The organism is Nocardia sp. XZ_19_231 (assembly GCF_015355705.1).
Lineage (GTDB): Bacteria > Actinomycetota > Actinomycetes > Mycobacteriales > Mycobacteriaceae > Nocardia > Nocardia salmonicida.
On sequence record NZ_JACUZI010000001.1, the window covers coordinates 429896 to 456456 of the forward strand.

At 67.7% G+C, this 26561-nt stretch carries 22 protein-coding genes; 16 read left to right on the top strand and 6 right to left on the bottom strand.

Annotation, left to right across the window (positions count from 1 at the left end):
• Position 1 precedes the first annotated feature (1 nt).
• A complete protein-coding gene (locus IBJ82_RS01905) occupies positions 2 to 877 on the top strand; it encodes a phosphoribulokinase (RefSeq protein WP_194824223.1) in 876 nt (291 codons plus the stop codon).
• Positions 878 to 895: 18 nt separating this feature from the next.
• Here IBJ82_RS01905 and IBJ82_RS01910 read toward each other — a convergent pair whose 3' ends face one another.
• The 3 genes from IBJ82_RS01910 to rpe are packed head-to-tail and all read right to left on the bottom strand — an operon-like array spanning position 896 to position 4262.
• A complete protein-coding gene (locus IBJ82_RS01910; RefSeq protein ID WP_194824224.1) occupies positions 896 to 1585 on the bottom strand; it encodes an HAD family phosphatase in 690 nt (229 codons plus the stop codon).
• Positions 1582 to 3567, bottom strand: a complete 1986-nt coding sequence (gene tkt, locus IBJ82_RS01915) for a transketolase (protein ID WP_194824225.1) — start codon at positions 3565 to 3567, stop codon at positions 1582 to 1584. The genes IBJ82_RS01910 and tkt overlap by 4 nt, the downstream gene beginning before the upstream one ends.
• Complete coding sequence (rpe, locus tag IBJ82_RS01920; RefSeq protein WP_194824226.1) at positions 3564 to 4262, bottom strand: ribulose-phosphate 3-epimerase; 699 nt, start codon at positions 4260 to 4262, stop codon at positions 3564 to 3566. Before rpe ends, tkt begins: the two co-directional genes overlap by 4 nt.
• A gap of 134 nt (positions 4263 to 4396) precedes the next feature.
• Here rpe and IBJ82_RS01925 point away from each other — a divergent pair, with 134 nt between their 5' ends.
• Together IBJ82_RS01925 and IBJ82_RS01930 are read left to right on the top strand one after the other, a co-directional pair.
• On the top strand, positions 4397 to 5065 hold the full coding sequence (locus IBJ82_RS01925) for a response regulator transcription factor (protein ID WP_194824227.1): 669 nt from the start codon (positions 4397 to 4399) through the stop codon (positions 5063 to 5065).
• Positions 5062 to 6234, top strand: coding sequence for a GAF domain-containing protein (locus tag IBJ82_RS01930; RefSeq protein WP_194824228.1), 1173 nt, complete (start codon positions 5062 to 5064; stop codon positions 6232 to 6234). Before IBJ82_RS01925 ends, IBJ82_RS01930 begins: the two co-directional genes overlap by 4 nt.
• Positions 6235 to 6318: 84 nt before the next feature.
• Here IBJ82_RS01930 and IBJ82_RS01935 read toward each other — a convergent pair whose 3' ends face one another.
• Both IBJ82_RS01935 and IBJ82_RS01940 read right to left on the bottom strand, forming a co-directional pair.
• Positions 6319 to 7314: a class I fructose-bisphosphate aldolase gene (locus tag IBJ82_RS01935; RefSeq protein ID WP_194824229.1), complete on the bottom strand. Its 996-nt coding sequence runs from the start codon at positions 7312 to 7314 to the stop codon at positions 6319 to 6321.
• Between the two features lie 35 nt (positions 7315 to 7349).
• Positions 7350 to 8261 (bottom strand): LysR family transcriptional regulator, encoded by a 912-nt coding sequence (locus IBJ82_RS01940; protein WP_194824230.1) that lies wholly within the window; start codon positions 8259 to 8261, stop codon positions 7350 to 7352.
• Positions 8262 to 8366: 105 nt separating this feature from the next.
• Here IBJ82_RS01940 and IBJ82_RS01945 point away from each other — a divergent pair, with 105 nt between their 5' ends.
• From IBJ82_RS01945 to IBJ82_RS01980, 8 genes are all read left to right on the top strand, one after another.
• Positions 8367 to 9830: a form I ribulose bisphosphate carboxylase large subunit gene (locus IBJ82_RS01945; protein WP_228536387.1), complete on the top strand. Its 1464-nt coding sequence runs from the start codon at positions 8367 to 8369 to the stop codon at positions 9828 to 9830.
• A gap of 13 nt (positions 9831 to 9843) precedes the next feature.
• Positions 9844 to 10269: a ribulose bisphosphate carboxylase small subunit gene (locus IBJ82_RS01950; protein ID WP_194824231.1), complete on the top strand. Its 426-nt coding sequence runs from the start codon at positions 9844 to 9846 to the stop codon at positions 10267 to 10269.
• 4 nt (positions 10270 to 10273) lie between these two features.
• Entirely contained in the window at positions 10274 to 11251 is a 978-nt protein-coding gene (locus IBJ82_RS01955) for an AAA family ATPase (RefSeq protein ID WP_194824232.1), read from the top strand.
• 142 nt (positions 11252 to 11393) lie between these two features.
• Positions 11394 to 13679, top strand: a complete 2286-nt coding sequence (locus IBJ82_RS01960) for an FdhF/YdeP family oxidoreductase (protein ID WP_194824233.1) — start codon at positions 11394 to 11396, stop codon at positions 13677 to 13679.
• 36 nt (positions 13680 to 13715) lie between these two features.
• Positions 13716 to 14579 carry a type I methionyl aminopeptidase gene (gene map, locus IBJ82_RS01965; protein WP_194824234.1) on the top strand — a complete coding sequence of 288 codons (864 nt, stop codon included), beginning with the start codon at positions 13716 to 13718 and terminating at the stop codon, positions 14577 to 14579.
• 41 nt (positions 14580 to 14620) lie between these two features.
• Positions 14621 to 16204, top strand: coding sequence for a cobyric acid synthase (locus tag IBJ82_RS01970; RefSeq protein ID WP_194825114.1), 1584 nt, complete (start codon positions 14621 to 14623; stop codon positions 16202 to 16204).
• Positions 16205 to 16413: 209 nt separating this feature from the next.
• Positions 16414 to 18021, top strand: coding sequence for an AMP-binding protein (locus IBJ82_RS01975; RefSeq protein ID WP_194824235.1), 1608 nt, complete (start codon positions 16414 to 16416; stop codon positions 18019 to 18021).
• Positions 18022 to 18234: 213 nt separating this feature from the next.
• Positions 18235 to 18798 carry an alpha/beta hydrolase gene (locus tag IBJ82_RS01980; RefSeq protein WP_194824236.1) on the top strand — a complete coding sequence of 188 codons (564 nt, stop codon included), beginning with the start codon at positions 18235 to 18237 and terminating at the stop codon, positions 18796 to 18798.
• A gap of 68 nt (positions 18799 to 18866) precedes the next feature.
• Here the strand turns inward: IBJ82_RS01980 and IBJ82_RS01985 are convergent, their stop codons facing one another.
• A complete protein-coding gene (locus tag IBJ82_RS01985) occupies positions 18867 to 19889 on the bottom strand; it encodes an alpha/beta hydrolase (protein WP_194824237.1) in 1023 nt (340 codons plus the stop codon).
• 153 nt (positions 19890 to 20042) lie between these two features.
• On the opposite strand from IBJ82_RS01985, the gene mqo reads away from it, so the two are divergent.
• From mqo to IBJ82_RS02010, 5 genes are all read left to right on the top strand, one after another.
• Positions 20043 to 21653, top strand: a complete 1611-nt coding sequence (mqo, locus tag IBJ82_RS01990; protein ID WP_194824238.1) for a malate dehydrogenase (quinone) — start codon at positions 20043 to 20045, stop codon at positions 21651 to 21653.
• Positions 21650 to 22090, top strand: coding sequence for a GNAT family N-acetyltransferase (locus IBJ82_RS01995; protein ID WP_194824239.1), 441 nt, complete (start codon positions 21650 to 21652; stop codon positions 22088 to 22090). The genes mqo and IBJ82_RS01995 overlap by 4 nt, the downstream gene beginning before the upstream one ends.
• 176 nt (positions 22091 to 22266) lie before the next feature.
• Entirely contained in the window at positions 22267 to 24387 is a 2121-nt protein-coding gene (locus IBJ82_RS02000) for a magnesium chelatase subunit D family protein (RefSeq protein ID WP_194825115.1), read from the top strand.
• A gap of 120 nt (positions 24388 to 24507) precedes the next feature.
• Positions 24508 to 25122, top strand: a complete 615-nt coding sequence (gene cobO, locus IBJ82_RS02005) for a cob(I)yrinic acid a,c-diamide adenosyltransferase (RefSeq protein ID WP_194824240.1) — start codon at positions 24508 to 24510, stop codon at positions 25120 to 25122.
• Positions 25116 to 26540: a cobyrinate a,c-diamide synthase gene (locus tag IBJ82_RS02010; RefSeq protein ID WP_194824241.1), complete on the top strand. Its 1425-nt coding sequence runs from the start codon at positions 25116 to 25118 to the stop codon at positions 26538 to 26540. Before cobO ends, IBJ82_RS02010 begins: the two co-directional genes overlap by 7 nt.
• The last annotated feature ends 21 nt before the right edge of the window (positions 26541 to 26561 follow it).

Consider the following 26561-nt stretch of genomic DNA (forward strand, 5'->3'; position numbering starts at 1 on the left):
CATGTCCGCCAAGCACCCAGTCGTCGCCATCACCGGATCATCCGGTGCCGGAACAACATCGGTGATGCGCACATTCGATCAGATCTTCCGCAGGGAAGGCATCGATGCCGCGTACGTCGAGGGCGACAGCTTCCACAAGTTCGACCGGGTCGGCATGAAGGAGGAACTGGCGCGGGCGTTGTCCGACGGCGACCACACCTTCAGTCACTTCGGTCCCGAGGCGAACCTGTTCGAAGAGCTGGAGAAGTTGTTTCGTGGTTACAGTGAGTCCGGCGCGGGGCGGGTGCGAAAGTACCTGCACGACAAGGAAGAAGCCGCCCCCTACAACCAGGAGCCGGGCACGTTCACGCCGTGGGAGGAGATCCGCCCCGGCACCGACTTGCTGTTCTACGAGGGCTTGCACGGTGCGGTGTCCAACGAGCAGGTAGACGTCGCGCAGTACGCCGACCTGCTCATCGGGGTGGTGCCCGTGATCAACCTCGAGTGGACCCAGAAGTTGCACCGCGACAAGGACAAGCGCGGCTACTCCACCGAAGCGGTGACCCAGACGATCCTGCGCCGCATGCACGACTACGTGAACTTCATGTGCCCGCAATTCTCCCGCACCCACGTGAACTTCCAGCGGGTTCCCGTGGTGGATACCTCGAATCCGTTCGTCGCCCGCACGATTCCGACTCCGGATGAATCGATGCTGGTGATCCGGTTCGCCGATCCGCACGGCATCGACTTCCCGTATCTGCTCTCGATGCTGCACGACTCGTTCATGTCCCGCTCGAACACGATCGTGTGTCCGGGCGGGAAGATGGACCTGGCGATGCAGCTGATCTTCACGCCGATGCTGTTTCGGCTCATGGAACGTCGCGGCCGCACCCGCTGAGCGGGTTCGACGACCACCTCACGCGAGGTGGTCGTCGAACCAGGTCACCAGCTCCGGGTCATCGAGCCCATCGGCGACGAGCACCGCTGCCGAGAGGTCGTCGGTGCGCGTGTACGCGTTCTGCGCGGCCACGCACCGCAGCCCCGCCGCCACCGCGGACCGCACGCCGTTCGCCGAATCTTCCACTGCTACTGCTTGCTCGGCGGACAGGCCGGTCTGGATCAGCACGTCCAGATATACCGCGGGGCTCGGTTTCAGCACGGGCACTTCGGTTCCGGTGGTCACGGTGTCGAACGGCTCACCGAAAGCGTGCTTCAGCAAGGGCTCGACCCACGCGCGGGTGCCGGTGGTCGCCACATGCAACCGAACGCCACGAGACCGGAGCCGCTCGATCAGCTCCCGCGCACCCGGCCGGGCCCGAATGTGCCCGTCCGAGGCCATCTGTCGCATGATGCGGGTCTTGGTGCGGTGCACCTTGTGCGCGAGCTCGCGTGCTTGCTCGGCGGGCATGGCGTGCTGTTCGAACCAGAACGCCAGCCGTTGCGCGCCACCGGCGACCTTCAGTAGCTTCCCGTACTCCTCGACATCCCAGCGGTCGGGGAGCCCCGCCTCGGCGAATGCCGTGTTGAAGGCCACCCGATGGCCGTCTCGTTCGCTGTCGACCAGAGTGCCGTCGACATCGAAGATCACCGCACGCAGCGGAGTCATCGTGCGCCGTCCAGGTATTCGTGAATCCGGTCGAGTACGGACTCCACGGTGAATCCGTGGTGGGCCAGCACCTCGTCACCGGGTCCGCTGTGCCCGAACTCGTCGATGCCGATCGTCAGGTCCGCCAGCCCCGCCCAGCCCGCGGTACTGCCCGCCTCGATGCTGATCGTGTGCGCCGAGACATCAGGGGTGAAGCGGGAACGATCCAGCGCCGACACCACCCGCACGTCGTGCCCCTCGGTCCGTAGCTGGTCGGCGACAGCCGCTGCCAGTGCGACTTCCGAGCCGGTAGCGACGATTTCGATGCCGCGTGTGGTGACGACCTCCGGTTCGGTTGCCTCGCGCCTGACCTCGGCACCGTCGACAATTCGTGGCCCGGTGCCGTCCCCAGCGGTGTCGAGCTGGGGCAGTGACTGGCGGGAAAGAATCAGCGCGGTAGGCCCGTCGACGCGCGAGAGCGCGAGTTCCCAGGCGAGAACGGTCTCCGCATCATTGGCCGGCCGCAACACCTGTACCCCGGGAATCACCCGCAGCGACTCGACGTGCTCGACGGGCTGGTGTGTCGGCCCGTCCTCACCGACCGCGATCGAATCGTGGGTCAGCACATAGATCACCGGCTGCCCCATCAATGCCGACAACCGCAGCGCGGGCCGCAGATAGTCGGCGAACACCAGGAAGGTACTGCCGAAGACCCGGAACCCGCCGTGCAGGCTCATCCCGTTCAGAACGGCCGCCATCCCGAACTCGCGAATGCCGAAAGCGATGGCACCGGCGGTGAAGTCGGCGCGACGGACCACGTCGCCACACTCCGTGCCGGTCGACCCGGCCAGGTCGGCCGACCCGCCCACCAATTCCGGCATCATCGACAGCGCCGCGTGCAAACACGCCTGCGAGGACTGTCTGGTGGCCCGCGGTGCGTCCGCCGCCACGGCTTCCAGCGCGGCCGGCAAACCCACGGGCAGCAGGCGCGCACGGGCACGCCGGAACTCGGCCGCACGCTCTGGAGCGGCAGCGTCGAACGCCGCGAATTCCTCGAGCCAGGTCGCATGTTCCTCGCCGCCGATCGACGCGAGCACGGCACACATCGCGCCCACCTGCTCCGGCACCGCGAACGGCGGAAGAGTCCATCCCGCAAGCTCTTTGGCCTGCGCCAATCGCTGCGCTCCCAGTGGGGAACCATGGGCCTTGGAGGTGCCTGCGACACCGGGCGCACCATGGCCGATCACCGTGCGCACCGCGAGGAAGCTCGGCCGCGGATCGCTCTTCGCGCGGTGCAGAGCGGCATCGATCGCCTCGATATCGGTCCCATCGGCCACCACCTCGGTATGCCACCCATAGGCCGCGAACCGTGCCACCTGGTCGTCACTACACGAACGCCCGACCGCACCGTCGATGGTGATCTCGTTGTCGTCCCAGAGCACGATCAACCCGCCGAGCCCCAAATGCCCCGCGAACGAAGAGACTTCGTGACTGACACCCTCCATCAAGCACCCGTCGCCGACGATCGCGTACGTGCGATGCCCGGTGATCTCCGGATACCGGGCCGCGGTCATCCGCTCGGCCAGGGCCATCCCCACCGCCATCGCCAGCCCCTGACCCAACGGCCCGGTGGTGCACTCCACGCCAGGCGTGTCACCGAACTCGGGATGACCCGGCGTCCGCGACCCCAACTGGCGGAACCGCCGCAATTCCTCGACGGGCAGGTCGTACCCGAACAGGTGCAACAGTCCATACAACAGCGCGGAGCCGTGCCCAGCCGAGAGTACGAACCGGTCCCGATCAGCCCACTCGGGGTCGGCCGGGTCATGGCGTAGGTGTCGGCTCCACAGCGTCCACGCCATCGGCGCCGCCCCCATCGGCATGCCGGGGTGGCCCGACTGGGCGGCCTCCACCATGTCGGCCGCGAGGAATCGCAGGGTATCGATGGCGAGCAGATCGGTGCGCACCGAGGGCGCGAAGGTCGGTGGTGCGATGTCGGTCATCGAACTGCCTCTCGCGCGCAGGTGGCGGCTTCGCGGAGCCGTTTGACCGCGGCCGCTTTGCCTTCGGGATAGCCGTACATCCACGAGCCGGAGATGAAGACATCGGCGCCCGCCGCGGCAGCGCCCCCGATCGTGTCGGCCGTGATCCCGCCGTCCACTTCGAGCTCGATGGACCGACCGGACTCCTCGATCATCCGGCGCAACCGCGCGATCTTCGGTTCGACGGCCGGAATGTAGGCCTGCCCCCCGAACCCTGGATTCACCGTCATGGCGAGGATCAAATCGGTCTCGGCCAGCACGTGCGCGACGACCTCGGCGGGGGTGTGCGGATTGAGCGCGACACCGCTGCGCACCCCGAGATCGCGGATTCTGGCGAGCGTGCGATGCAGGTGCGTACAGGCTTCGGCGTGCACGATGATCAGTTCGCACCCCGCGTCGATGTACTCGGTGAGCAGCGCATCGGGATTCACCACCATGAGGTGCGCTTCGAAGGCGACGGTGCTGTGCGACCGCGCCGCCGCGATGACATCGGGCCCGAAGGTGAGATTGGGGACGAACACGCCGTCCATCACGTCCCATTGGATCCGGTCGACGCCCGCCGCGCACAGATCACCCACTTCCTCGCCGAGACAGGCGAAATCGGCGGGCAATACCGACGGCACTATGAGTGGCCGACGAACTGAGGACTCCGGCATGGCGCGGCCTTTCTGATCGGGTCAGTTCATCGGACCGCATCGGCGCGGCCGGGCACTCCCCCTCGGGGGTGGGCACCCGGGTGAGATCTCGTCAATGCCGGTAACCGCGATGTCGGTCGCCGTAGGGTGGAGGAATGCCGGAGTTACCTCCGACCCCGTTGAAGCTTGTGCTCGTCGACGATCACGAGATGGTGCTGCACGGGCTCGACGCCATGCTCGGCCACTTTCCCGACGAGGTCGTGATCGTCGGCCAATCCACTACCGACACTGCCGCTTTGGGGATGGTGGCCGAACATCGGCCCGATATCGTCCTGTGCGATGTGCGCATCGGCAAGGCCAGCGGCCTCGACCTGTGCCGCCAGATCACCCTGCAATACCCCGACACCAAGGTCGTACTGCTCACTGTCTACGACGACGAGCACTACCTGTATCAGGCCTTGCGGGTCGGGGCTTCCGGTTACATTCTCAAGCGCGTCGACGGGCGCGAACTCGTCGCCCAGCTGTGCCGGGTCCGCGAGGGCGAGACGGTGGTCGACGCCGCGCTGGCCGGGCGGGTGGCGCTGGCCGCGGCCAGGCTCAGCGCGGGCCAGTTCTGGTCCGGCGCGCATCTCGGGCTGACCCAGCGTGAATCGGAAGTGTTGGGGCTGTTGGTATCCGGTCACTCCAATCGGGCGGTCGCGAGCAAGCTGGTGGTCAGCGAGGACACCGTGAAAACCCATATTCGGGGTCTGTATCGCAAGCTGGGCGTGTCCGATCGCAGCGGCGCGATCGCGGTCGCGTTGCGGGAGGGGCTGTTCCGGTGAGCAATGCGGGCGGCGCGGTCCCCACGGCGGCGGAGCTGGCCCCACGGCTCGGTGCCGAAGGTGTACTGCTCTACGCGGTCGACGGCCAGGATCTGAGCATCGTGGATATGTGGCCCGCGCATCCCTCGGCGAGTTCCTTGCGGCTGCAGGTGGGATTCGGGGTGACCGGGTTGGTGGCCCGCACCCGCAAACCGGTGCTGCTCGACAGCGACTCGCCACGTAATGCTTTGCACCGCAGGCTTTTACGCCTGGAACCTCAGCAAACGGTGGCGCGGATGTGTCTGCCGCTGCCGGGGCTGGAAGGTGACGTGGTCGGCGTGCTGGCCGTGCACCGTGGGCCGCGCAACCCGTTCGGGCAGCAAGACCTCGACGCCGCGCAACAGTATGCCGCCGTGCTCGGCCTGTGGTTACACGCGCAGCGGCTGTTCCGCACCGTGAACCGGCAACGCACCGAGCGGGATCGTCTGGTCGAGCAGGCGATCACCGCGCAGGAAGCCGAACGCCGACGCATCGCCTTCGACCTGCACGACGGCGTCACCACCGCCCTGGCCTCGATGTCGTTCCATCTGTCGGCCGCCGACCTCACCGTCTCCGAACTCCTCGCCCACGTCGATGTCGCCGACGAGGCCAGCCTGCGCGACCTCGCCAGAGCCCGCGCCGAACTCGTGAGTGCCCGCGAGCTGGCCGATTTCGCCTACAACGAGACCAGGGCGGCGATCTCGGGCCTGCACAGCCTGGTTCTCGACGACCTCGGCTTGGTCGCCGCGATCGAATCGCTGGTGCGCGCGGCGAGCAGCGACGGGCCCCCGACGATCGAGTTCCTCGTCGACCACGCCGCCGCGATCGACGACATCCCCGACTACGCCGCCGCCACGCTGTACCGGATCGCACAGGAATCCCTCGCCAATGCCGTGAAACATGCCGGGGCACAGCGGATCGTGCTCTCGCTTCGCCGGGTCGGCGACTCGGTCATCCTCGGATGTTCCGATGACGGTGAGGGTTTCGACCCGGCGCAGCGCCGCGCCAACCGTGCCACCGACACCGACGGCGAACAGCACTTCGGCCTGACCTCGATCGCCGAGCGTTGCGCCATCATCGAAGCTTCGCTGCGCGTGGAGTCGATGCACGGACGCGGAACCACCTTGCTGGTGGAACTACCGCTGAAGTAGTCAACGGACGCAGCAGCGGTGCCCGAGGGGCGGCGCCGCCGCTGCGCGTTGCGGCCGCGCGCACCGAGTGCTCGGCAAGCCCACCTACATGGCGTGCCCAGTGGCCTCGGCGGCGTCGCGGCAGTTTTCGAGCAGAACCTGTTGTGCTGCGCCAACTTCGGTCACTGATCCACCCCAAGTGTGCAGGGCCGCGCTCACGAGCGCGCGTCCGAAGGAGAATGTCACAGGCCACGGCCGTTCGTCGAGGGCGGCGAGTTCACTCAGGAACGCACACACGCGCGCAGTCGGATGCCCACCGGACAGGAAGGCGATTCCCGCCACGTCGGCGGGCACCAGCTCGCGCAACACCGTGCAGGTGGCGGCCGCGACCTCGGCGGACGGGACGGGCGCGGCGTCCAGACCAGGGGTGACGAAGTTCGGCTTGAGCACGATGCCGGTGAGATCCACCCCGGCGTCGACGAGTTCGGTGAACAGCGCGCTCAGGGCGAGGCGAGTCGCCTTCTCCGAGGCCGCCAGGTCGTGGTCGCCGGTGCACAGCACCTCGGGCTCGACGATCGGGACGATGCCGTGCTGCTGACACAGCGCGGCGTAGCGGGCCAGCGCGTGCCCGTTGGCGCCGGCGGAGTAGGGGGTGATCGTGTGCACGTCGAACACCGCCCGCCACTTGGCGAACGCGGCCCCGCGATCGGCGTAGGAGGCCAGCCGCGCGCCGAGTCCGTCGAGCCCTTCGGTGATCAGCGCACCGCCATGACCGGGCAGTGCGGTGGGGCCGGTGTCGACTTTGATGCCGGGCAGGACGCCGAGTTCGCGCGCCGCGATCGGAAAGGGGCGCCCGTCGGCGAGATCCTGGCCGAATGTCTCGTCGCACAGGATGATTCCGCTGATCGACGCCGACAGGCCCTCGGTGGTGAGCAGCAGTTCGCGATAGTCGCGACGGGCGGTCGCGCTCGCGGGAACACCCTCCTGTTCCAGGCGCGTTGACATGGTTTTGATCGACTCGTCGGCGGCGAGAATGCCGCGGCCGCCGCTGGTGAGCTGCTGGGCGACGTCGGCGAGGGCGGTGGCGGGGAGTGTCGTCATGACGAACAGCATGGGGGCGCCCCGCCCCGCCGTCCTCACCCCTTCGGGCGAGAGCGGGTGTGAAATGCGGCCGCGCCCACCTGCTCCGGATCGCACAGATGGGCCACGAACAACCGGGTCGCCGAGGTCGGTTCCGGGGTCGTGCAGACGTGCCAGGGCCGATCGAGGGGTGTTCCCGCCACGCCGTAGGAGACGAGTTCCCCCGAAGCCAGTTGCTCGCGCGCCGCTTCCTCGTGCACCAGCGTGACCCCCAGCCCTTCCCGCGCGGCGGCTACCGCGGCGCCCGAGGTGCCGAGGGTGAGCAGCGGCGGCGCGGCCTGCAACCGGCTCAGCAACGACAGAGCGGTATCGCGGGTGCCGGAGCCGATCCCGGTGAGCAACCAGGGCGTGGTGAGCGGGTCGCCGACCAGGCCGGGCCGTCCGACCACCAGCAGGCGGTTCGAACGCTGGGCGGCGGTGACCAGCCCGGACCCACGCGGCGGTCGACCGGCCAGGGCGATATCGAAGACGTGGTCGGCGGCGCGAGCGAACAGTTCGCCGCGCGTGAGCACCGACAGCGACAGCTCGACATGCGGATGGGCTCGGGCGAACGTGGCCATCAGCACCGGGAGCACGTACTCACTGGCCGTCGCGACCGCGCCGATCCGCACCCGCCCGCGGTCGGCATCGTGCACCGCTCCCGCCGCTTCGGCGAGCAGCCCGAGCAATCTGCGCACATATCCCGCGAAGATCTCGCCCGAATCGGTCGCCACGATGCCACGGCCGGCCTTCCCGAAAAGCCTGGTGCCCAACGCGTCTTCCAGCGCGGCGATCGCGGCCGACACCGCCGGTGGCGTCACGTGCAGCGTCTCGGCCGCGGCTCGCACGCTGCCGGTTTCGTACACGGCCAGAAAGGTACGCAGCCGACCCCAGGTGGCGGCGGCGGGCAGGTCGGGGCTGGCGAACATCGTTCAATTATGTCTTAACAATGCTCAGCAAAGATTCCATTGTCGTTGAACAGTCCTGGCCACACACTGAGAGAGCTTCGTAGGCGTGACCCGAGAGGAACGGCGATGACGATGATCGAGAACGAGGGCCCGGCGACGAAAGAGCGGTGGGATCCGGGTGTACAGAGTTACGCCGGAATGGGTTACTGGAACCCCGATTACGTTCCCAAGGACACCGACGTTCTCGCCGTCTTCCGCGTCACCCCGCAGGACGGCGTCGACCCCATCGAGGCCGCGGCCGCCGTCGCGGGCGAATCATCCACCGCCACTTGGACTGTCGTGTGGACCGACCGTCTCACCGCCAACAGCCACTACCAGGCCAAGGCGTACCAGGTCGACGAAGTTCCCGGCAGGCCCGGTGAGTACTTCGCCTACATCGCCTACGACATCGACCTTTTCGAGGAAGGCTCCATCGCGAACCTGACCTCCTCGATCATCGGCAACGTCTTCGGATTCAAGCCGCTCAAAGCCCTGCGCCTGGAAGACATGCGCATCCCCGTCGCCTACACCAAGACCTTCCAGGGCCCCGCCCACGGCATCGTCATGGAACGGGAGATGCTCAACAAGTACGGTCGTCCGCTGCTCGGCGCCACGATCAAGCCCAAGCTCGGCCTGTCGGCCCGCAACTACGGGCGGGTGGTCTACGAGGCCTGTCGCGGTGGCCTCGACTTCACCAAGGACGACGAGAACATCAACTCCCAGCCCTTCATGCGCTGGCGTGACCGCTTCCTCTACGCGATGGAGGGGGTGAACCGGGCGATGGCCGAAACCGGCGAGATCAAGGGCCATTACCTCAATGTCACCGCCGGAACCATGGAGGAGATGTATCGGCGGGCCGACTTCGCCAAGGAGATCGGCAGCGTGGTGGTGATGATCGACCTCACCATCGGCTATACCGCCATCCAGTCCATGGCGCACTGGGCCCGGGAGAACGGGCTGCTGCTGCACCTGCACCGGGCCGGGCACTCCACCTACACGCGGCAGAAGACCCACGGCGTGAGTTTCCGGGTGATCGCGAAGTGGTCGCGGCTGATGGGCGTGGACCACGTCCACGCGGGCACCGTCGTCGGCAAGCTCGAGGGCGACCCGGCCACCACGCGCGGTTTCTACGACACTCTGCGCGACAACGATGTTCCGAGGAATCTCGGCAACGGGATCTTCTTCGATCAGGACTGGATCTCGATGCCGGGCGTGATGCCGGTGGCCTCCGGCGGCATCCACGCCGGCCAGATGCACCAGCTCCTCGACCTGTTCGGCGACGACGTGATCCTGCAGTTCGGTGGCGGCACCATCGGCCACCCCTACGGCATCGCCGCGGGCGCCGAGGCCAACCGGGTCGCGCTCGAGGCAATGGTCAAGGCGCGCAACGAAGGTCGCGACCTGCTGCTGGAGGGGCCCGGCGTGCTGCGCAACGCCGCCAAGCACTGCGCGCCGCTGCAGGCCGCACTCGACACCTGGGGCGACATCACCTTCGACTACACCAGCACCGACGCGCCCGATGTGGTGGCGACTCCGGTGCCCTCGATCTGACAAGGAGCACCCGATGAAACTGCGCTACGGAACCTTCTCCTACCTGCCCGACCTCACCGACGACGAGATCGCGGCCCAGGTGAAATACGCCCTCGATCACGGCTGGCCGGTCTCGTTGGAGTACACCGACGACCCGCACCCACGCAATGTGTACTGGGAGATGTGGGGGCTGCCGATGTTCGACCTGGTCGAACCCGACGGTGTGCTCACCCAGCTCGCGGATTGCCGAGCCACTTTCCCGCAGCACTACATCCGGCTGCTGGCCTACGACGCGGCTCTGGGCAGGCAGTCCACCGCGATGTCGTTCCTCGTCCAGCGACCGGCGCACGAGCCCGGCTTCCTGCTCGAACGCGTCGAAGGCCCCGACCGCACCCAGCGGTACTCGGTGAAGTCCTACGCCACCGCCCGTCCGTCCGGCGATCGGTACGCGGGCGAGTGAACTGATGGACACACCAAAGGGATTCGGGTTCCACCGGCCGTCGGCAGGCGGTTCGGCGCAGACCACGGCGGTCGACGAGGCCGCGGCCGAGCCCGCGATTCTCGGCGACGACGAGGTGCTCGATCTCTCGGCCGACGAGGCCGCGGCCAGGGTGAGCGACACCCTGGCCGCACTCGACGCCGAGCTGGTCGGCTTGGCCGCGGTCAAGCGCCGGGTCCGCGAGATCGCCTCGCTGCTCCAGGTCGACCGGGCGCGCCGCCGGTTCGGGCTCACCACCACGCGACCCACGTTGCACATGAGCTTCACCGGCGGTCCCGGCACCGGCAAGACCACGGTCGCGCTGCGGATGGCGGCCATCTTGCACGCGCTCGACTACATCAGGGCGCCGCGCGTGCACACCGTCACCCGTGACGACCTGGTCGGCCAGTTCATCGGCCACACCGCACCCAAGACCAAGGAGGCGATCGCCCGCGCGGCCGGGGGAGTGCTGTTCATCGACGAGGCCTACTACCTGTTCCGGCCGGAGAACGAGCGCGACTACGGGCAGGAGGTCATCGAGATCCTGCTCACCGAGATGGAGAACGAGCGCGGCGATCTGGTGGTGATCTTCGCCGGCTACCCCGACCGGATGGCGACCTTCTTCGCCGCCAATCCGGGCCTGAGTTCCCGGGTGCCGCACCATCTCACGTTCGCCGACTACGACCACGCGGAGCTGACCCAGATCGCGGGACTGATGGTGGAGTCGGAAGGATTCGCCTTCGACGACGACGCGCACAAGGCGTTCGCCGAGTACCTCACGCTGCGCATGGAGCAGCCCCGGTTCTCCAACGCGCGCAGCGTGCGCAACGCGATCGAACGCTGCCGACTGCGGCAGGCCCGCAGGCTGGTCGCACTCGACCGGCCACTGGGCAAGTCCGACCTCATCACGCTCACCGCCGAGGACGTCTACGGCAGCAGCGTCTTCGAGCCGGCACAGGACTGAGTCACACGCGCGGCGGAAAGCCCGATCACCGAGATCTATCAGGTGATCGGGCTTTCCGCTTTGACAAGGGCGGACAATGTGAGAAGCCTTTTGTCATCTATGCCGACCGCGCGGTGCCGCAGAACCGAAAAGAAGCTGACACATGACCTCGATCGATGATCCAGAAGATGATCTGAGCGTGACCCCGCCCAAGACCTGGGCGGTCGGCGTTCCGGCGGTAGCGCACGCGCTCGAGTACTCGCTGTCGCAGAACTCCCCGGTTCGCACCGCGCTGACCTTGCTGAACATCAATCAGACCGAGGGCTTCGACTGTCCCGGCTGTGCGTGGCCCGAGCCGAAGCACCGGCACAAGAACGAGTACTGCGAAAACGGTGCCAAGCACATCAACGACGAGGCCACCACTCGCCGGGTCACCAGGCAGTTCTTCGCCGAGCATCCCGTCGCCGAGCTCGACACCATGTCCGATTACTGGCTCAACCAGCAGGGCAGGCTCACCGAGCCGATGGTGAAGCGTCCCGGCGCCACCCACTACGAGCCCATCGACTGGGACGACGCCTTCGACCTGATGGCACGCGAGCTGCGCGGCCTCGCCACCCCCGACGAGGCCCTGTTCTACACCTCGGGGCGACTCAACAACGAGGCCGCGTTCCTGCTGCAGCTGTTCGCCCGCGCCTACGGCACCAACAACCTGCCCGACTGCTCGAACCTGTGCCACGAGTCGAGCGGTTCCGCGCTGAACCAGACCATCGGCGTCGGCAAGGGCACCGTGTCGCTGGACGATATCTACGAAGCCGACCTGATCTTCGTCGTCGGTCAGAACCCCGGCACGAACCATCCGCGCATGCTGACCGCGTTGGAACAGACCAAACGCAACGGCGGCAAGATCGTGGCGGTGAACCCGCTGCCCGAGGCCGGGCTGATCCGGTTCAAGAACCCGCAGAAGGCGCGCGGAGTGATCGGACGCGGCACCGAGATCGCCGATATCTTCCTCAAGATCCGGCCCGGCGGCGACCTCGCCCTGTTCCAGATGCTGAACAAACTGCTCCTCGACGCCGAGGACGCGGCGCCGGGCACGGTGCTCGACCACGAGTTCATCGCCGCGCGGACCACCGGCTTCGACGCCTTCGCCGAGCACGCGAGGACGCTGAGCTGGGACCACGCGCTCACCGCGACCGGACTGGCACGCGAGGAGATCGAAGCCGTCCACCAGCAGGTGCTCGCCAGCGAGAAGATCATCGTGTGCTGGGCGATGGGTTTGACCCAGCACAAGCACGGCGTGCCGACCATCCGCGAGATCGTCGACTTCCAGCTGCTGCGTGGCAACCTCGGGCGTCCGGGGGCGGGGGTGTGCCCGGTCCGCGGGCACAGCAATGTTCAGGGCGACCGCACCATGGGCATCTGGGAACGGATGCCGCAGTCGTTCCTGGACGCCCTCGGCACGGAGTTCGAGTTCACCCCGCCCGCCGCGCACGGTCTGGACGCGGTCGGCGCCATCCGGGCCATGCGGGACGGCAAGGCGAAGGTATTCTTCGGTGTCGCAGGCAATTTCGCGCGTGCGACGCCTGACAGCGAAGTCACCGAGGCGGCCCTTCGGCAGTGCTCGCTGACCGTGCAGATCTCCACCAAACTCAACCGCTCCCACACGGTCTGCGGTGCGACGGCATTGATTCTGCCGACCCTTGGCCGCAGCGACCGCGATATCCAAGCCACCGGCGAGCAGTTCTACACGGTCGAGGACTCGATGAGCGAAGTGCGCGCCTCGCGGGGGCGCTTCGACCCGGCCTCACCGGACCTGCTGAGCGAGGTGGCGATCATCGCCCGGTTGGCGCGCAGCACGCTGGGGCAGGAGTCCACGATCGCGTGGGAGGAGTTCGTCGCCGACTACGGCACCGTGCGCGACCGCATCGCCCGGGTCGTGCCCGGCTTCGCGAACTTCAACGAGCGCATCGCCGAGCCCCGCGGGATGCTGCTGGTCAATCCGGTCAACGAGGGCGTCTACCGCACGGCCAGTGGCAAGGCCCAGTTCACCTGCAACGACTTCGACATGATCGACACGCCGCCGGGATACCTCGTGCTGCAATCGCTTCGATCCCACGATCAGTGGAACACCATTCCGTACGCGAACAACGATCGCTATCGCGGCATCCACAACGCGCGACGGGTGGTGATGGTGAACCCCGACGACCTCGCCGAACGTGGGATCGCCGACGGTGACGTGGTCGACATTGTGAGCATCTGGCACGACGGCACCGAGCGGCGGGCGGAGAAGTTCGTCGCCGTCGGATACCCGGCCAGCCGTGGTTCCGCGGCCGCGTATTACCCGGAGACCAATGTGCTGGTTCCGCTCGACAGCGTGGCCGACATCAGTAACACGCCGACGTCGAAAGGCATCATCGTCCGTTTGGAGCCGGTGGCCGACGGACTGTGACGCACGTCGACACCAGCGCATAGATACACTGCCCTTATGTCCGTGCGCACCCGCCAGCCACTAGTTCCCGGCACCCAGTCGCCGATCCGGGAAGTTCCCCGCTCCATCGAGCGCCCCGAATACGTGTGGAAGAAGACCGCGAACGAGGGCAACGAGCCCTGGGTGCAGACCGCCGAGACCATCGAGAAGATGCGGATCGCGGGCAAGATCGCGGCGCAGGCGCTCGAAGAAGCGGGCAAGGCCGTGGTGCCCGGTGTCACCACCGACGAGCTCGACCGGATCGCCCACGAGTACATGTGCGACCACGGCGCCTACCCCTCCACACTGGGCTACAAGGGTTTTCCCAAGTCCTGCTGCACCTCGCTCAACGAGGTCATCTGCCACGGCATCCCCGACTCGACGGTGGTCGAAGACGGTGACATCGTCAATATCGACGTCACCGCCTTCATCCACGGCGTGCACGGCGACACCAACAGGACCTTCCTCGCCGGCGATGTCGACGAGGAGGTGCGTCTGCTCGTCGAGCGCACCGAGGAGGCCACCAACCGGGCGATCAAGGCGGTCAAGCCGGGTCGTGCCCTGAACGTGGTCGGTCGCGTCATCGAGGCGTACGCCAACCGCTTCGGTTACGGCGTGGTGCGCGACTTCACCGGTCACGGCGTCGGCCCCACCTTCCACAGCGGCCTGGTGGTCCTGCACTACGACCAGCCCAACATCGAGTCGGTGATCGAGCCCGGCATGACCTTCACGATCGAGCCGATGATCAACCTCGGCGGCATCGACTACGACATCTGGGACGACGGCTGGACCGTGGTCACCCAGGACCGCAAGTGGACGGCTCAGTTCGAGCACACGCTGGTCGTCACCGAGACAGGCGCGGAAATCCTGACCCTGCCGTGAATCCGGCGGGCGCTCGCGCTGATGCGACAGGCGGCGTAGCGCTGCGCGGGGCGCTGCTCGTCGCGGGTACCACCTCCGACGCCGGGAAAAGCGTTGTGGTGGCGGGTATCTGCCGCATGCTGGCGCGGCGTGGGGTACGGGTGGCGCCGTTCAAGGCACAGAACATGTCGAACAACTCGGTCGTCACGCTCGACGGCGGGGAGATCGGGCGTGCGCAGGCGTTGCAGGCGCGGGCGTGTGGCCTGGAGCCGAGCGTGCGGTTCAATCCGGTGCTGTTGAAGCCCGGCAGTGATCGCCGTTCGCAGTTGGTGGTTCGCGGCAAGGCTGTCGGTACTGTCGGCGCGCGTGACTATTTCACCCGACGGCAGGAGTTGCGCGAAGTCGTCGCGGCCGAATTGGCCTCGTTACGTGACGAATTCGACGTGGTGATCTGTGAGGGTGCGGGCTCACCGGCCGAAATCAATCTCCGGGCCACCGATCTCGCGAACATGGGGTTGGCGCGCGCCGCCGATATCCCGGTCCTGGTGGTCGGCGACATCGATCGAGGCGGCGTGCTCGCTCATCTGTTCGGCACCGTCGCGGTCCTGGAACCCGAAGACCAGCAACTGATCTCGGGCTTCATCATCAACAAGTTCCGCGGCGACGTGTCCCTGCTGCAACCCGGCCTCGACCAGCTCGCCACCCTGACCGGCCGCCCCACCTTCGGCGTCCTCCCGTTCGCTGAAGACCTCTGGCTCGACGCCGAAGACTCCCTCGGCACCATCTCCGGCGCCCCCGTGGGCCGACCGGGCCCACCCCACGGCACCGATTGGCTCACCGTGGCCGCCATCCGCCTGCCTCGAATCTCCAACTCCACCGACATCGAAGCCCTCGCCTGCGAACCCGGCGTAGCGGTTCGCTGGGCAGACAGTCCCCATCAACTGGCCACCGCCGACCTCGTCGTCGTGCCGGGTTCGAAAGCGACCGTCTCGGATCTGGAGTGGTTGCGCGCCAACGGAATCGGTGAAGCCCTCCGCTCCCGCGCCGCGGCGGACCGCCCCATCCTCGGCATCTGCGGCGGCTATCAGATGCTCGGCCGACGCATCGTCGACGGCGTCGAGCACAGGGCCGCGGAATCACCGGCGCCCACGGCGACACCCGATCACGTCGGTATCGAGTCCCTGGCGACCGTGCGGCCAACGGTGGCGGACGGCCTCGGCCTCCTCGACCTCGACATCGAATTCGCTGACCCCAAGATCGCCCGTCAGGTGACCGGTGTGGCGGGCTCGATTCCCGTGCACGGCTACGAGATCCATCACGGCAGGGTCACCCACACCGCCGACCCCGCCTGGCTGACCATCGAGGGCGACCACGAGGGCAGCGCGCGAGCAGCGATCTGGGGCACCCACGTCCACGGACTCCTCGAATCCGACGAGTTTCGCCGCACCTGGCTCACCGAAGTCGCCGCCCGAGCCGGACGCACCGGCTTCACCGTCGCCCCTGACACCTCGGTGGCGGCCGTCAGATCCGCGCAACTCGATCTGCTCGCCGACCTCGTCGAGCGACACGTCGACCTCGCGGCGCTGGATCGGCTGATCCGCGACGGCACCCCGGCCGACCTCCCGGTCATCCGAACCTCCCGGTGATCCTGGCGCCGGCAGCTGCGGACGCGGCGCCGTTGTGCCGGGTACGCCGATACGGCAACACTGATTTGTAACCTGTTCTACCATTGGCGGCACCGATTGCTGGAGTCCAGGACGAGCTCATCAAGCCCCGATTACGTCAGCGTCGGCCAGGCAGTAGAACGTGTTCACGGCGGTGTGTAGTCGATGCCGATGGTCTACGGGGAGTGATTGTGCAGTTCAATCTGGCGGACGTCTTCGAAACGGTGGCTGCGGTTGTTCCCGACCGTGTCGCGCTGACCTATGAGGGTGAGAACATCACCTACGCCCAGCTCCACAGCGAGGCGAACAAGGTGGCAGCGATGCTGTCGCAGGCGGGCATCGGGGAGGGTGACCATGTCTCGTTGTTCCTCAAGAACAGCGTCGAGCACGTCCATGCCCTGCTCGGCCTGATCAAGATCCGCGCGGTGCCGATCAACGTCAACTACCGCTACACGCCCGCCGAACTCGAGTACATCTTCACGAATTCGGACTCGATCGCCGTCGTCGTCGAACTGCCGGAGCACCAGCGAACGCTGGCGGAGCTCCTCGCGGCATGCCCGCTGGTCCGCACAGTGATCGTGATCGGTGAGCTCGACGACGAGCTGCGCTCCGCCGCGGCCGCTCGATCCATCGCCGTGGTCGCCTTCGCCGAGTCCGAAACGCATTCTGCCGCAGTGGAGTTCGCGCCTCGTACCGGAGACGAGTTGTACGTGATCTACACCGGCGGCACCACCGGATATCCGAAGGGCGTGATGTGGCGCCACGACGACTTCTTCCGCAAGCCGCTCTCCGGCGGAAATCCCTACGGCACCGACCCACGCGCCGACCTCGCCGAGATCGCCGCCGCCGCGAAGGAGTTCCCGGAGCTGTCCTTCTTGATCGCCGCGCCGCTCATGCACGGAGCGGCCCTGTATTCGCTGTTCACGTTCTTCACCCTCGGCGCCCGCGTGGTGCTCATGCGCGACTTCGACTCGCAACGCGTTGTCGAGGCGATCGAGCGGGAACGAGTCCAGGTGATCCTCATCGTCGGCGATGGCATGGGGCTACCGCTGGTGGACGAGATGGAACGCCGCCAGGGCCAGATCGACCTGAGCTCGCTGTTCTCGATCACCTCCGGTGGTGCGATCTGGTCGGTCGGGGTGCGCGAACGGATGTTGGCAGTCAAGCCGGATCTGCTGCTGCGGGACAACTTCGGGGCCTCCGAATCCGGCAACGACGGCGCCTTCACCGTCGACGAGCAGGGCAACCTGCGCATGCCGTCGTCATCGACGATGCTGCTCGTCGACGAGGAACTCGCCGACATTCCGCCGGGCACCGACCGGATCGGCTACATCGCCCGCGTCGGCAATGTTCCGCTCGGCTACTACAAGGACGAGGGCAAGTCCGCCCGCACCTTCCGCACCCGCGGCGACGGCACGCGGATGTCGATCCTCGGTGACATGGGACGCATCGAAGCCGACGGCACCATCGTGTTCCTCGGGCGTGGTTCGCAATGCATCAATACCGGCGGCGAGAAGGTGTTCGCCGAAGAGGTCGAGGCCGCGCTGCACGCCCACCCGTCGATCGCTGACGCGCTCGTCGTCCCGGTACCCGACGAGCGCATGGGGCAGAAGGTGGCCGCTGTCATCGCCACCTACCCGGACGCGCCGGCACTGACGCTCGACGAAGTCCAACAGCACTGCCGAAGGTCGTTGGCGGGATACAAAGTCCCGCGCTCGATGAGCATCGTCGTCGAGATCAAGCGAACCCCTGCCGGCAAAGCCGACTATCGGTGGGCGACCGAGGTCGCGCGCGGTTAGCGCACATCGGATCGAGGCGTCGGGGTGACTCGTGCTTGCGCGGATCACCCGCTGTGCGGCCGGTCTCCTCACAGCGGTGGGGTCGGCGTTGTGACAGGTTTGGCAATTTCGCCATCGCGGACAGTGAAAGCCCAGTACACGGGGGTGTGGAGATCAGCGGGGTGCGCCGGAACCGTCCGCGTTGTTCAGCCTGGCCGTGTACCGTAACCCGGCATGAAATCTCGGCAGATCACGGTCGGTGACCAGGCCAGGACGGTACGGGTCGACGGACCTTCTTCGCGGCACAATGTGCTGCTGCTTCCCGATGCGGACGACCCTGCCGATGTGTTCGACACGGTGTGCACGCGGCTGCACGAGTCCGATTTGCAGACCATCGTCGTGGAGTCGACCGAGGGGCTCGACCCGGCGGGCGTGCTCGCGATTCTCGACGAACTCGAACTGCCCTACGTGAACGTCGCGGGGCGTGGGTCGGGCGCGGAGTTGGCGTGGCGGGTGTGTGCGGGCCGGTTCGGGCGGTTCATGAGCCTGGTCGTCGCCGATCACGGGCACCCGGCTGTTCCCGACGCCGACGGCCGTGTCCCCGACGCGTCCTGTCCGCCGCTGGAGCTGCCCGTCACCATGCTGGTCACCAAGAGCCTGCCCCGCGCCACCGCCGACGCTTCCGGCCGCTATGTCTACGGCGAATTCCGGGTCGTCCCACTGGAAGTCCACAACATCGCCACCGAAGCCGGCCACGAATTCGCCACCGAGATCGTCCTGCGCACCAGCCTCTGGTAGACGCTGACCGAGATCACCGGGCTCTGACGCGGTTCGTCACGCGCGTCAGAGCCCGGTGTCGGTTCGGATCAGGACTTGCGGTAGGCCGCCAACCAGTCCAGCCAGTTGTCGGTTTCCTGGAATGCGTTGGCGCGCACGGCTTCCGAGGACAGGAATACGTCGTGGCGGGCGCCCTCGATCGGGACGATCGAGGTGCGTTCGCCCAGGCAGCCGGCCCAGCGCTGGATCTGCTTCACATCGAGCACGGCATCGGCCACGTCGACGGCGGGGGAGTGCTCGCGGGCGAACTTGGTGATCCGTGAGCGCAGGATGAGCGCGGGTACGCCGATGGTCAAGCCTTGATGCAGCCGCGCATGTCCTTGACGGACGGCTCGCAGCCAACCCAGCCGCACCGGTTCACCACTGAGTGGCTTCCAGTCCAGGTTGTAATCCCACTCACCCGAGCGGCTGGTGTGCAGGCTGTCGCCGTACGCGGTGTTGATGCCCGCGGGCAGCTGGGCGAAGGCGCGGAACCTGCCGACCGTGTTGATCACCGGAGTGCCGATCGTGCGGTAGAAGGACGGCCCCTGCAGGTCGAACCAGGGACTGTTGAGCACGACGCCGACAACACCCGCCGCCGCGCTGCCACCGGCCGCCTCGAGCCGGTCCAGCCACAGCGGCACGATCAATCCGCCGGTCGAATGCGCGACGATCAGCACATCGTTGCCGGTCTCCTCGCGCGCGATCCGCAGCGCCTCGTTCAGCTCGTCGTCGTAGAACGCCAGGTCGCTGACGTAGTGCGCGCTCTGCCCCTCCCGCCGCGACCGACCGCATTTACGCAGGTCGAGCGCGTAGAAGCGGTGCCCGCGGGCCGCGAAGTGCTCGGCCAGGTGCTCCTGGAAGAAGTAGTCGGTGAACCCGTGCACGTAGAGCACGGTCGGCTCGACCACCGGTGCCGCGGCATCGGGCTGGTAGCGCACGAGCGTGGCCACCACCTCGCCCTCACCGTCGGGGTCGATCCCGAGCGGGAGGGTCCGCTGTTGATAGGCGGTGCCGAGAACATCGGGTTGCCACTGCTCGTCGGTGCGATCGGCGAGGGTTTCGTTCGTCACACTGCTCAATCTATCGCGCGGTCACGGTGACGTGCAGGCTTGGTTTTCATCACATTCGGGAGGTCCGTTGCAGAACTGTGCTCAGGTGAGGTGCACAATTGGCATCAGGTGAACGACGGGTAACCTACCTCCCGGCGATTCACCGCGAGTCGCATGAACACCGCCAAAGCGCCCGCGCCAAGCGAACTCACCCGCCGGTGGGTAGCTGAGAAGGACAAGGAAGTCGATCTACCCGTGCCGAACGCTGCGAAGAGTGAAAAGACCGATGTAGTTCTCATCGGCGCTGGCATCATGAGTGCCACGCTGGGCGCGCTGCTGCGGCAGCTGCAGCCGGATTGGACGATCTCGGTGTTCGAGCGGCTCGACGCCGCCGCCGCGGAGAGCAGCGACCCGTGGAACAACGCGGGTACCGGCCACTCGGCGCTGTGTGAGCTCAACTACAGCCCGCAGAACCCCGACGGCTCGGTCGACGTGAGCAAGGCCGTCGACATCAACGAGCGCTTCCAGGTCTCGCGCCAGTTCTGGGCCTCCGCCGTCGACACCGGCGTGCTGGACGACCCCGCAGGCTTCATCAACCCCATTCCGCACGTCAGCTTCGTACACGGCGCCGACAACGTCGAGTACCTGCGCAAGCGCCACGAGGCGCTGTCGCCGCACCCGCTGTTCCGCGGCATGGAGTTCATCGACGCCCCCGACGAGTTCGCCGCGCGCCTGCCGCTGATGGCCAAGGGCCGCGATTTCAGCGACCCGATCGCGCTGAACTGGTCCGACGGCGGCACCGATATCGACTTCGGCGCGCTCACCAAGCAGCTGCTCGCCTACATCGGCTACTCCGGCGGCGAGATCGCCTTCGGCACCGAGGTCCGCAACCTCGACAAGCAGTCCGACGGTTCCTGGAACGTCACCGTCCGCAACCTGCGCACCTACCAGTCGCGCACCATCAACGCGAAGTTCGTCTTCGTCGGCGCCGGTGGTGCCGCGCTGCCGCTGCTGCAGAAGGCAGGCATCAAGGAAGCCAAGGGCTTCGGTGGCTTCCCGATCAGCGGCCAGTTCCTGCGCTCCACCAACCCCGAGCTGATCGCCGAGCACGAGGCCAAGGTCTACGGCAAGGCCGCCGTCGGCGCCCCGCCCATGTCGGTGCCGCACCTCGACACCCGCGTCATCAATGGCCAGAAGGGCCTGCTGTTCGGCCCCTACGCCGGCTGGACCCCCAAGTTCCTCAAGGACGGCTCCAACGCCGACCTGTTCAAGTCGATCAAGCCCAACAACATCGGTTCGCTCGTCGGCGTCGGTCTCACCGAGCTGGGCCTGACCAAGTACCTGGTCGAGGAGCTGCTCAAGTCGCAGAACGGCAAGATCGGCGTGCTCGGCGAGTTCCTGCCTCGCGCGCAGGGCCGCGACTGGGAGCTGATCACCGCCGGTCAGCGTGTGCAGGTCATCCGCCGTAAGGGCGTCGGTGGTGTGCTCGAGTTCGGCACCGCGGTCATCTCGGCCGAGGACGGTTCCATCGCCGGTCTGCTCGGTGCGTCGCCGGGCGCGTCGACCTGTGTCACCGCGATGCTCGACGTGATGGAGCGTTGCTTCCCGGAGCAGTACACGGGCTGGACGGCGCAGCTGCAGCAGATGATCCCCTCGCTCGGACAGAAGCTGTCGGAGAACCAGGCCCTGTTCCAGGAAGTGTGGGACTGGACCAGCAAGTCGCTGAAGCTGGACCGCACCAACGCGCCCGCGCAGGAGCACGTCGCGAGCTTCGCGCAGGTGTGAACGTCGAGCTGAGACGGTCGTGGGCGGCGGATCTCGACGCCGCCACCCTCTACCGGCTGTTGCGACTTCGTGTGGACGTTTTCGTCGTCGAGCAGGAATGCGCCTATCCGGAGCTGGACGGTCGCGACCTGCTGCCGACCACCCGGCATCTGTGGCTCGACGACGGCTCCGTGCTCGGCACCCTGCGCCTGCTCGAGGAGTTCGTCGACGGGGTCAGGAGCTATCGCATCGGCCGGGTGTGCGTCGCGCCGTCTGCTCGCAAACACGGGTACACCACCCGTCTGATGCAGGCCGCGCTGGCTGAAACCGGTTCGGCTACTGTGCGATTGGATGCTCAGGCGCACCTGGTCGGCATGTACGCGAAGTTCGGCTTCGCCGTCGACGGGCCCGAATACGACGACGACGGGATCATGCACGTGCCGATGCGGCGCGGCTGACGCGGTTCACCGTGGCGTCCTCGGATTCTCGCGGGGTTCGAGCAGGTCGACGGTGGCGTCGGGCTTCAGGTCCCGGCCCGTCGATGCCCGGGGGGCTGCCGGGATCGCCGCGCGCATAGAGTTGGGGCGTGCCTGGTTTTGCTGATGTTGCCGCTGGTCCGCATACCGCCGCGCGCGTGGCGGGTGAGGTGGGGTTCCCGTTCTCCGCTGTGGTGGGGCAGGAGCGGTTGCAGCTGGCGTTGATCTTGTCGGCCGTGCACCCCGGAATCGGTGGCGTGCTCGTGCGTGGCGAGAAGGGCACCGCGAAGTCGACCGTGGTGCGCGCGCTCGCGCAGTTGCTGCCGCCTGTGGTCGACGAGACCGGAGCGCGGCCCGCGCGGCTGGTGGAGTTGCCGGTGGGCGCCACCGAGGACCGAGTCGTGGGCTCGCTGGATCTCGAGCGGGTGCTGCGAGACGGGGAACAGGCGTTCCGGCCCGGGTTGCTGGCCGCGGCCCACCACGGCGTGCTCTACGTGGACGAAGTGAACCTGCTGCACGACCATCTGGTGGACGTGCTGCTCGATGCGGCGGCGATGGGCCGGGTGCACGTCGAGCGTGACGGTGTCTCGCACTCGCACGAGGCGCGATTCGTTCTCGTCGGGACGATGAACCCCGAAGAGGGGGAGTTGCGGCCGCAGCTGCTCGACCGATTCGGCCTCACCGTCGATGTGGCGGCCTCGCGCGAGGTGGACGTGCGAATGGCGGTGGTGCGCCGTCGGCTGGACTACGAGGCCGACCCCGCCGCGTTCGCCGCCCGCTACGTCGACGCCGATCAGGTTGTGGCCGAACGCATTCTGACCGCGCGGGACCGGTTGCCCGAGGTCACGCTGGACAACTCCGAGCTGCGGCGGATCGCGGCGCTGTGCGCGTCGTTCGATGTCGACGGGATGCGCGCCGACCTGGTGGTCGCCAGGACCGCGACCGCGCACGCGGCGTGGCGTGGCCGGGATCGGGTCACCGAGGACGATGTGCGGATCGCCGCGGAACTCGCGCTGCCGCATCGTCGTCGACGGGATCCGTTCGACGAGCCGGGGATCAGTGAGCAGCAGCTCGACGACGCGATGGATGCCGCGGCGGCTGAAGTCGAAAAGGCTTCGGGGGATGAGGAATTCGACGGTCCGCGTGGATCGGGCGACGGCGGCGAGGACGAACTCCAGGCTGACGGTGGTGACTCCGCTCGCCCCGATGGTTTCGACCCCAGTGGTCAGGACGACGAGCGGTCGCTGGGCACCAGTCGCGAAGGCAGTCCCGACGATGGTCCCGATGACGGTGGCCCGGACGACGGGGGTCCCGAGGGCGGCCCCGGCGGTGGTGGTCCCCAGGATCAGGGGCCTGATGGCGGACCGAGCGGTGGTGGCTCCGGCGGCGACCGGTCGGACGGCTCCAGCCAGGACAACGCAGGCAACGGTTCGCGGCCCGGACCCGAAAAGCTCTCGGGCACTCCGACTTCGGCCGCAAAGCCCGTACCGCGCTGGGAGGTCCCCGGTATCGGCGAAGGCGCCCCCGGTCGACGTTCACGCGCCAGAACCCGAACCGGCCGGACTGTCCGTCCCGACGTCGACCCTTCGACCGGCCTGCACCTGCTCGGCACGGTCTTCGCGGCCGCGCCGAAACAGTTCGAACGCGGCAGGCTCCATGGTCCGCTCGCCCTGGAAGCCGAAGACCTGCGCGGCGCGTATCGCGAAGGCCGAGAAGGCAATCTGGTCGTTTTCGTCGTCGACGCGTCCGGCTCGATGGCCGCGCGCGACCGCCTCACCGCCGTGACCGGCGCCATCGTCACCCTGCTGCGTGACGCCTACCAGCGCCGCGACAAGGTGGCCGTGATCAGCGTCCGCGGTAGCGAAGCCGAACTCGTCCTGCCGCCCACCTCCTCGGTCGACATCGCGGTCCGCCGCTTGGCCGGGATGCGCACCGGCGGCAAAACGCCACTCGCCGCAGGTCTGCTGAAGGCCCGCGAGGTGATCGCCCGCGAACACGTCCGTGACCCGCGCCGGCGCCCCATGCTGGTGCTGCTCACCGACGGCCGCGCCACCGGCGGCACCGACCCCCTCCCGCGCGCACGCACCGCTGCCAGGGTGCTGGCCGCCGAAGGCCACACCGCCATGGTCATCGACTGTGAACGCGGCATGATCCGCCTCGGCTTGGCCGCCGAACTGGCGCGCGACCTGCGCGCCCGCTACCTGCGCTTGAACGAACTCACCGGTGAGACCGTCGCCGACGTGGTCCGCGCCACCGGCTCGCCCGCCCGCGCGGCGTAAAGCCGCCACGCCCCCGGAGGCCCCGGGCGCGCCCTGATAGAAATGGTGACGAACTGGCCCCGCGGGCCACCGTGCGCCGCGAACCCGCGCGTCAGTGCGACAAATGACGAGGAGTGACCAGTGCCCAAAGGTGTTCCCGAGAGCGTGCCCGAGGACGGCCTGACGACCCGTCAGCGGCGCAACCAAGCGGTCCTGGCGGTGCACACGGGACCGGGCAAGGGCAAGTCCACCGCGGCGTTCGGGATGGCGTTGCGGGCCTGGAACCAGGGCTTCGACGTGGCGGTCTTCCAGTTCGTGAAGAGCGCGAAGTGGAAGGTCGGCGAGGAAGCCGCCTTCCGAACCCTCGGGACCCTGCACGAGGAGACCGGCGCCGGTGGCGCGGTGGAGTGGCACAAGATGGGCGAAGGCTGGTCCTGGACCCGCAAGCACGGCACCGAAGAGGACCACGCGGCCGCCGCCCTGTCCGGCTGGCAGGAGATCTCCCGCCGCCTCGCCGCCGAACAACACCGCTTCTACGTCCTCGACGAGTTCACCTACCCCCTCAAATGGGGCTGGATCGACATCGACGAGGTCGTCGACACCCTCGCCAACCGCCCCGGCAACCAGCACGTGGTCGTTACCGGCCGCGACGCACCTGCGGCCCTGATCGAGGTCGCCGACCTCGTCACCGAGATGACGAAGGTCAAGCACCCGATGGACGCGGGCCGCAAGGGCCAGCGCGGTATCGAATGGTGAGCGCTCCCGCCGTGGTGATCGCTGCCCCGGCATCGGGGAGCGGCAAGACCACGCTGGCCACCGGGCTGATCGGTGCGCTGCGACGGGTCGGGCATCAGGTGGCACCCTTCAAGGTCGGGCCCGACTACATCGATCCCGGCTATCACGGGCTCGCGGCCGGGCGACCGGGGCGCAATCTGGATCCCGTTCTCGTCGGCGAGGATCGGGTGGTGCCGCTGTATCGGCACGGCGCGCAGGGCTGCGATATCGCGATCGTCGAGGGTGTGATGGGCCTGTTCGACGGCCGGATCGACGAGAACCGCACGGATGCGATCGCCGAGGGGTCCACCGCGCAAGTGGCCGGGTTGCTCGGAGCGCCGGTCGTCCTGGTGGTCGACGCGCGCGGCCATTCCCAGAGCCTGGCCGCCCTGCTCCACGGCTTCGCCACCTTCGACTCCTCGGTCCGCCTCGGCGGCGTGATCCTCAACCGGGTCGGCAGCGAACGCCACGAACAAGTCCTGCGCGCGGCCTGCGACCGCGTCGGCCTCCCTGTCCTCGGTGCCCTACCCCGGATGGCCGAACTGGAAGTCCCCTCACGTCATCTCGGCCTCATCCCGGCCGTCGAACACGGCGCCGCCGCCACCGCCGCGGTCGACGCGATGACCGAACTCGTCGCGGCACACGTGGATCTGCGCGCGATCGTCGCGCTGGCGGGCGGCTCGGTAGAGGGTCCCGTCTGGGACCCGTGGGTCGAACTGGCCGCCGGCGCTGAAAGTGCTTCGGACGGAACAAGACCAGAGCACACCGCGGCCGAGGTCGACATCTCGAACCGAGATCCGTTGATCGCGATGGCGGGCGGTCCGGCTTTCACCTTCGGCTATGCCGAGCACCGGGAACTGCTGGTAGCGGCCGGTGCCCGGGTGGTGGTTTTCGATCCGCTTTCGGACGAGCTCCCTGGCGACACAGCGGGATTGGTCCTTCCCGGCGGCTTCCCGGAGGAGCATGCCGGGCAGCTTTCCGCCAACGAGCGCCTCCGCACCGCAGTGGCCGAGGGTGCGGCGAGGGGCCTGCCGATCCACGCCGAGTGCGCCGGACTGCTCTACCTCACGCGCTCCCTCGACGGCCATCAGATGGCGGGGGTCATCGACGCCGACGCCGAATTCGGCCCTCGCCTGACGCTGGGCTACCGCGACGCCGTCGCCCTGCACGACTCCGCGCTGTGGCGAGCAGGGGCACGGGTACGTGGCCACGAATTCCACCGCACCCGGCTGGCGCGCACCGGCGCGGAGAACGCCGCCTGGGGTTGGCGGACAACGGGTTCCGTGGCTGAGGGCGCCGTGATCCGCCAGGTGCACGCCTCTTACTTGCACACCCATCCGGCGGGAAATCCTGACGCTATCGCCCGATTCGTCAGCGCCGCACGACGGTTCGACCACTGATGGCGCGCAACGGCATACAGC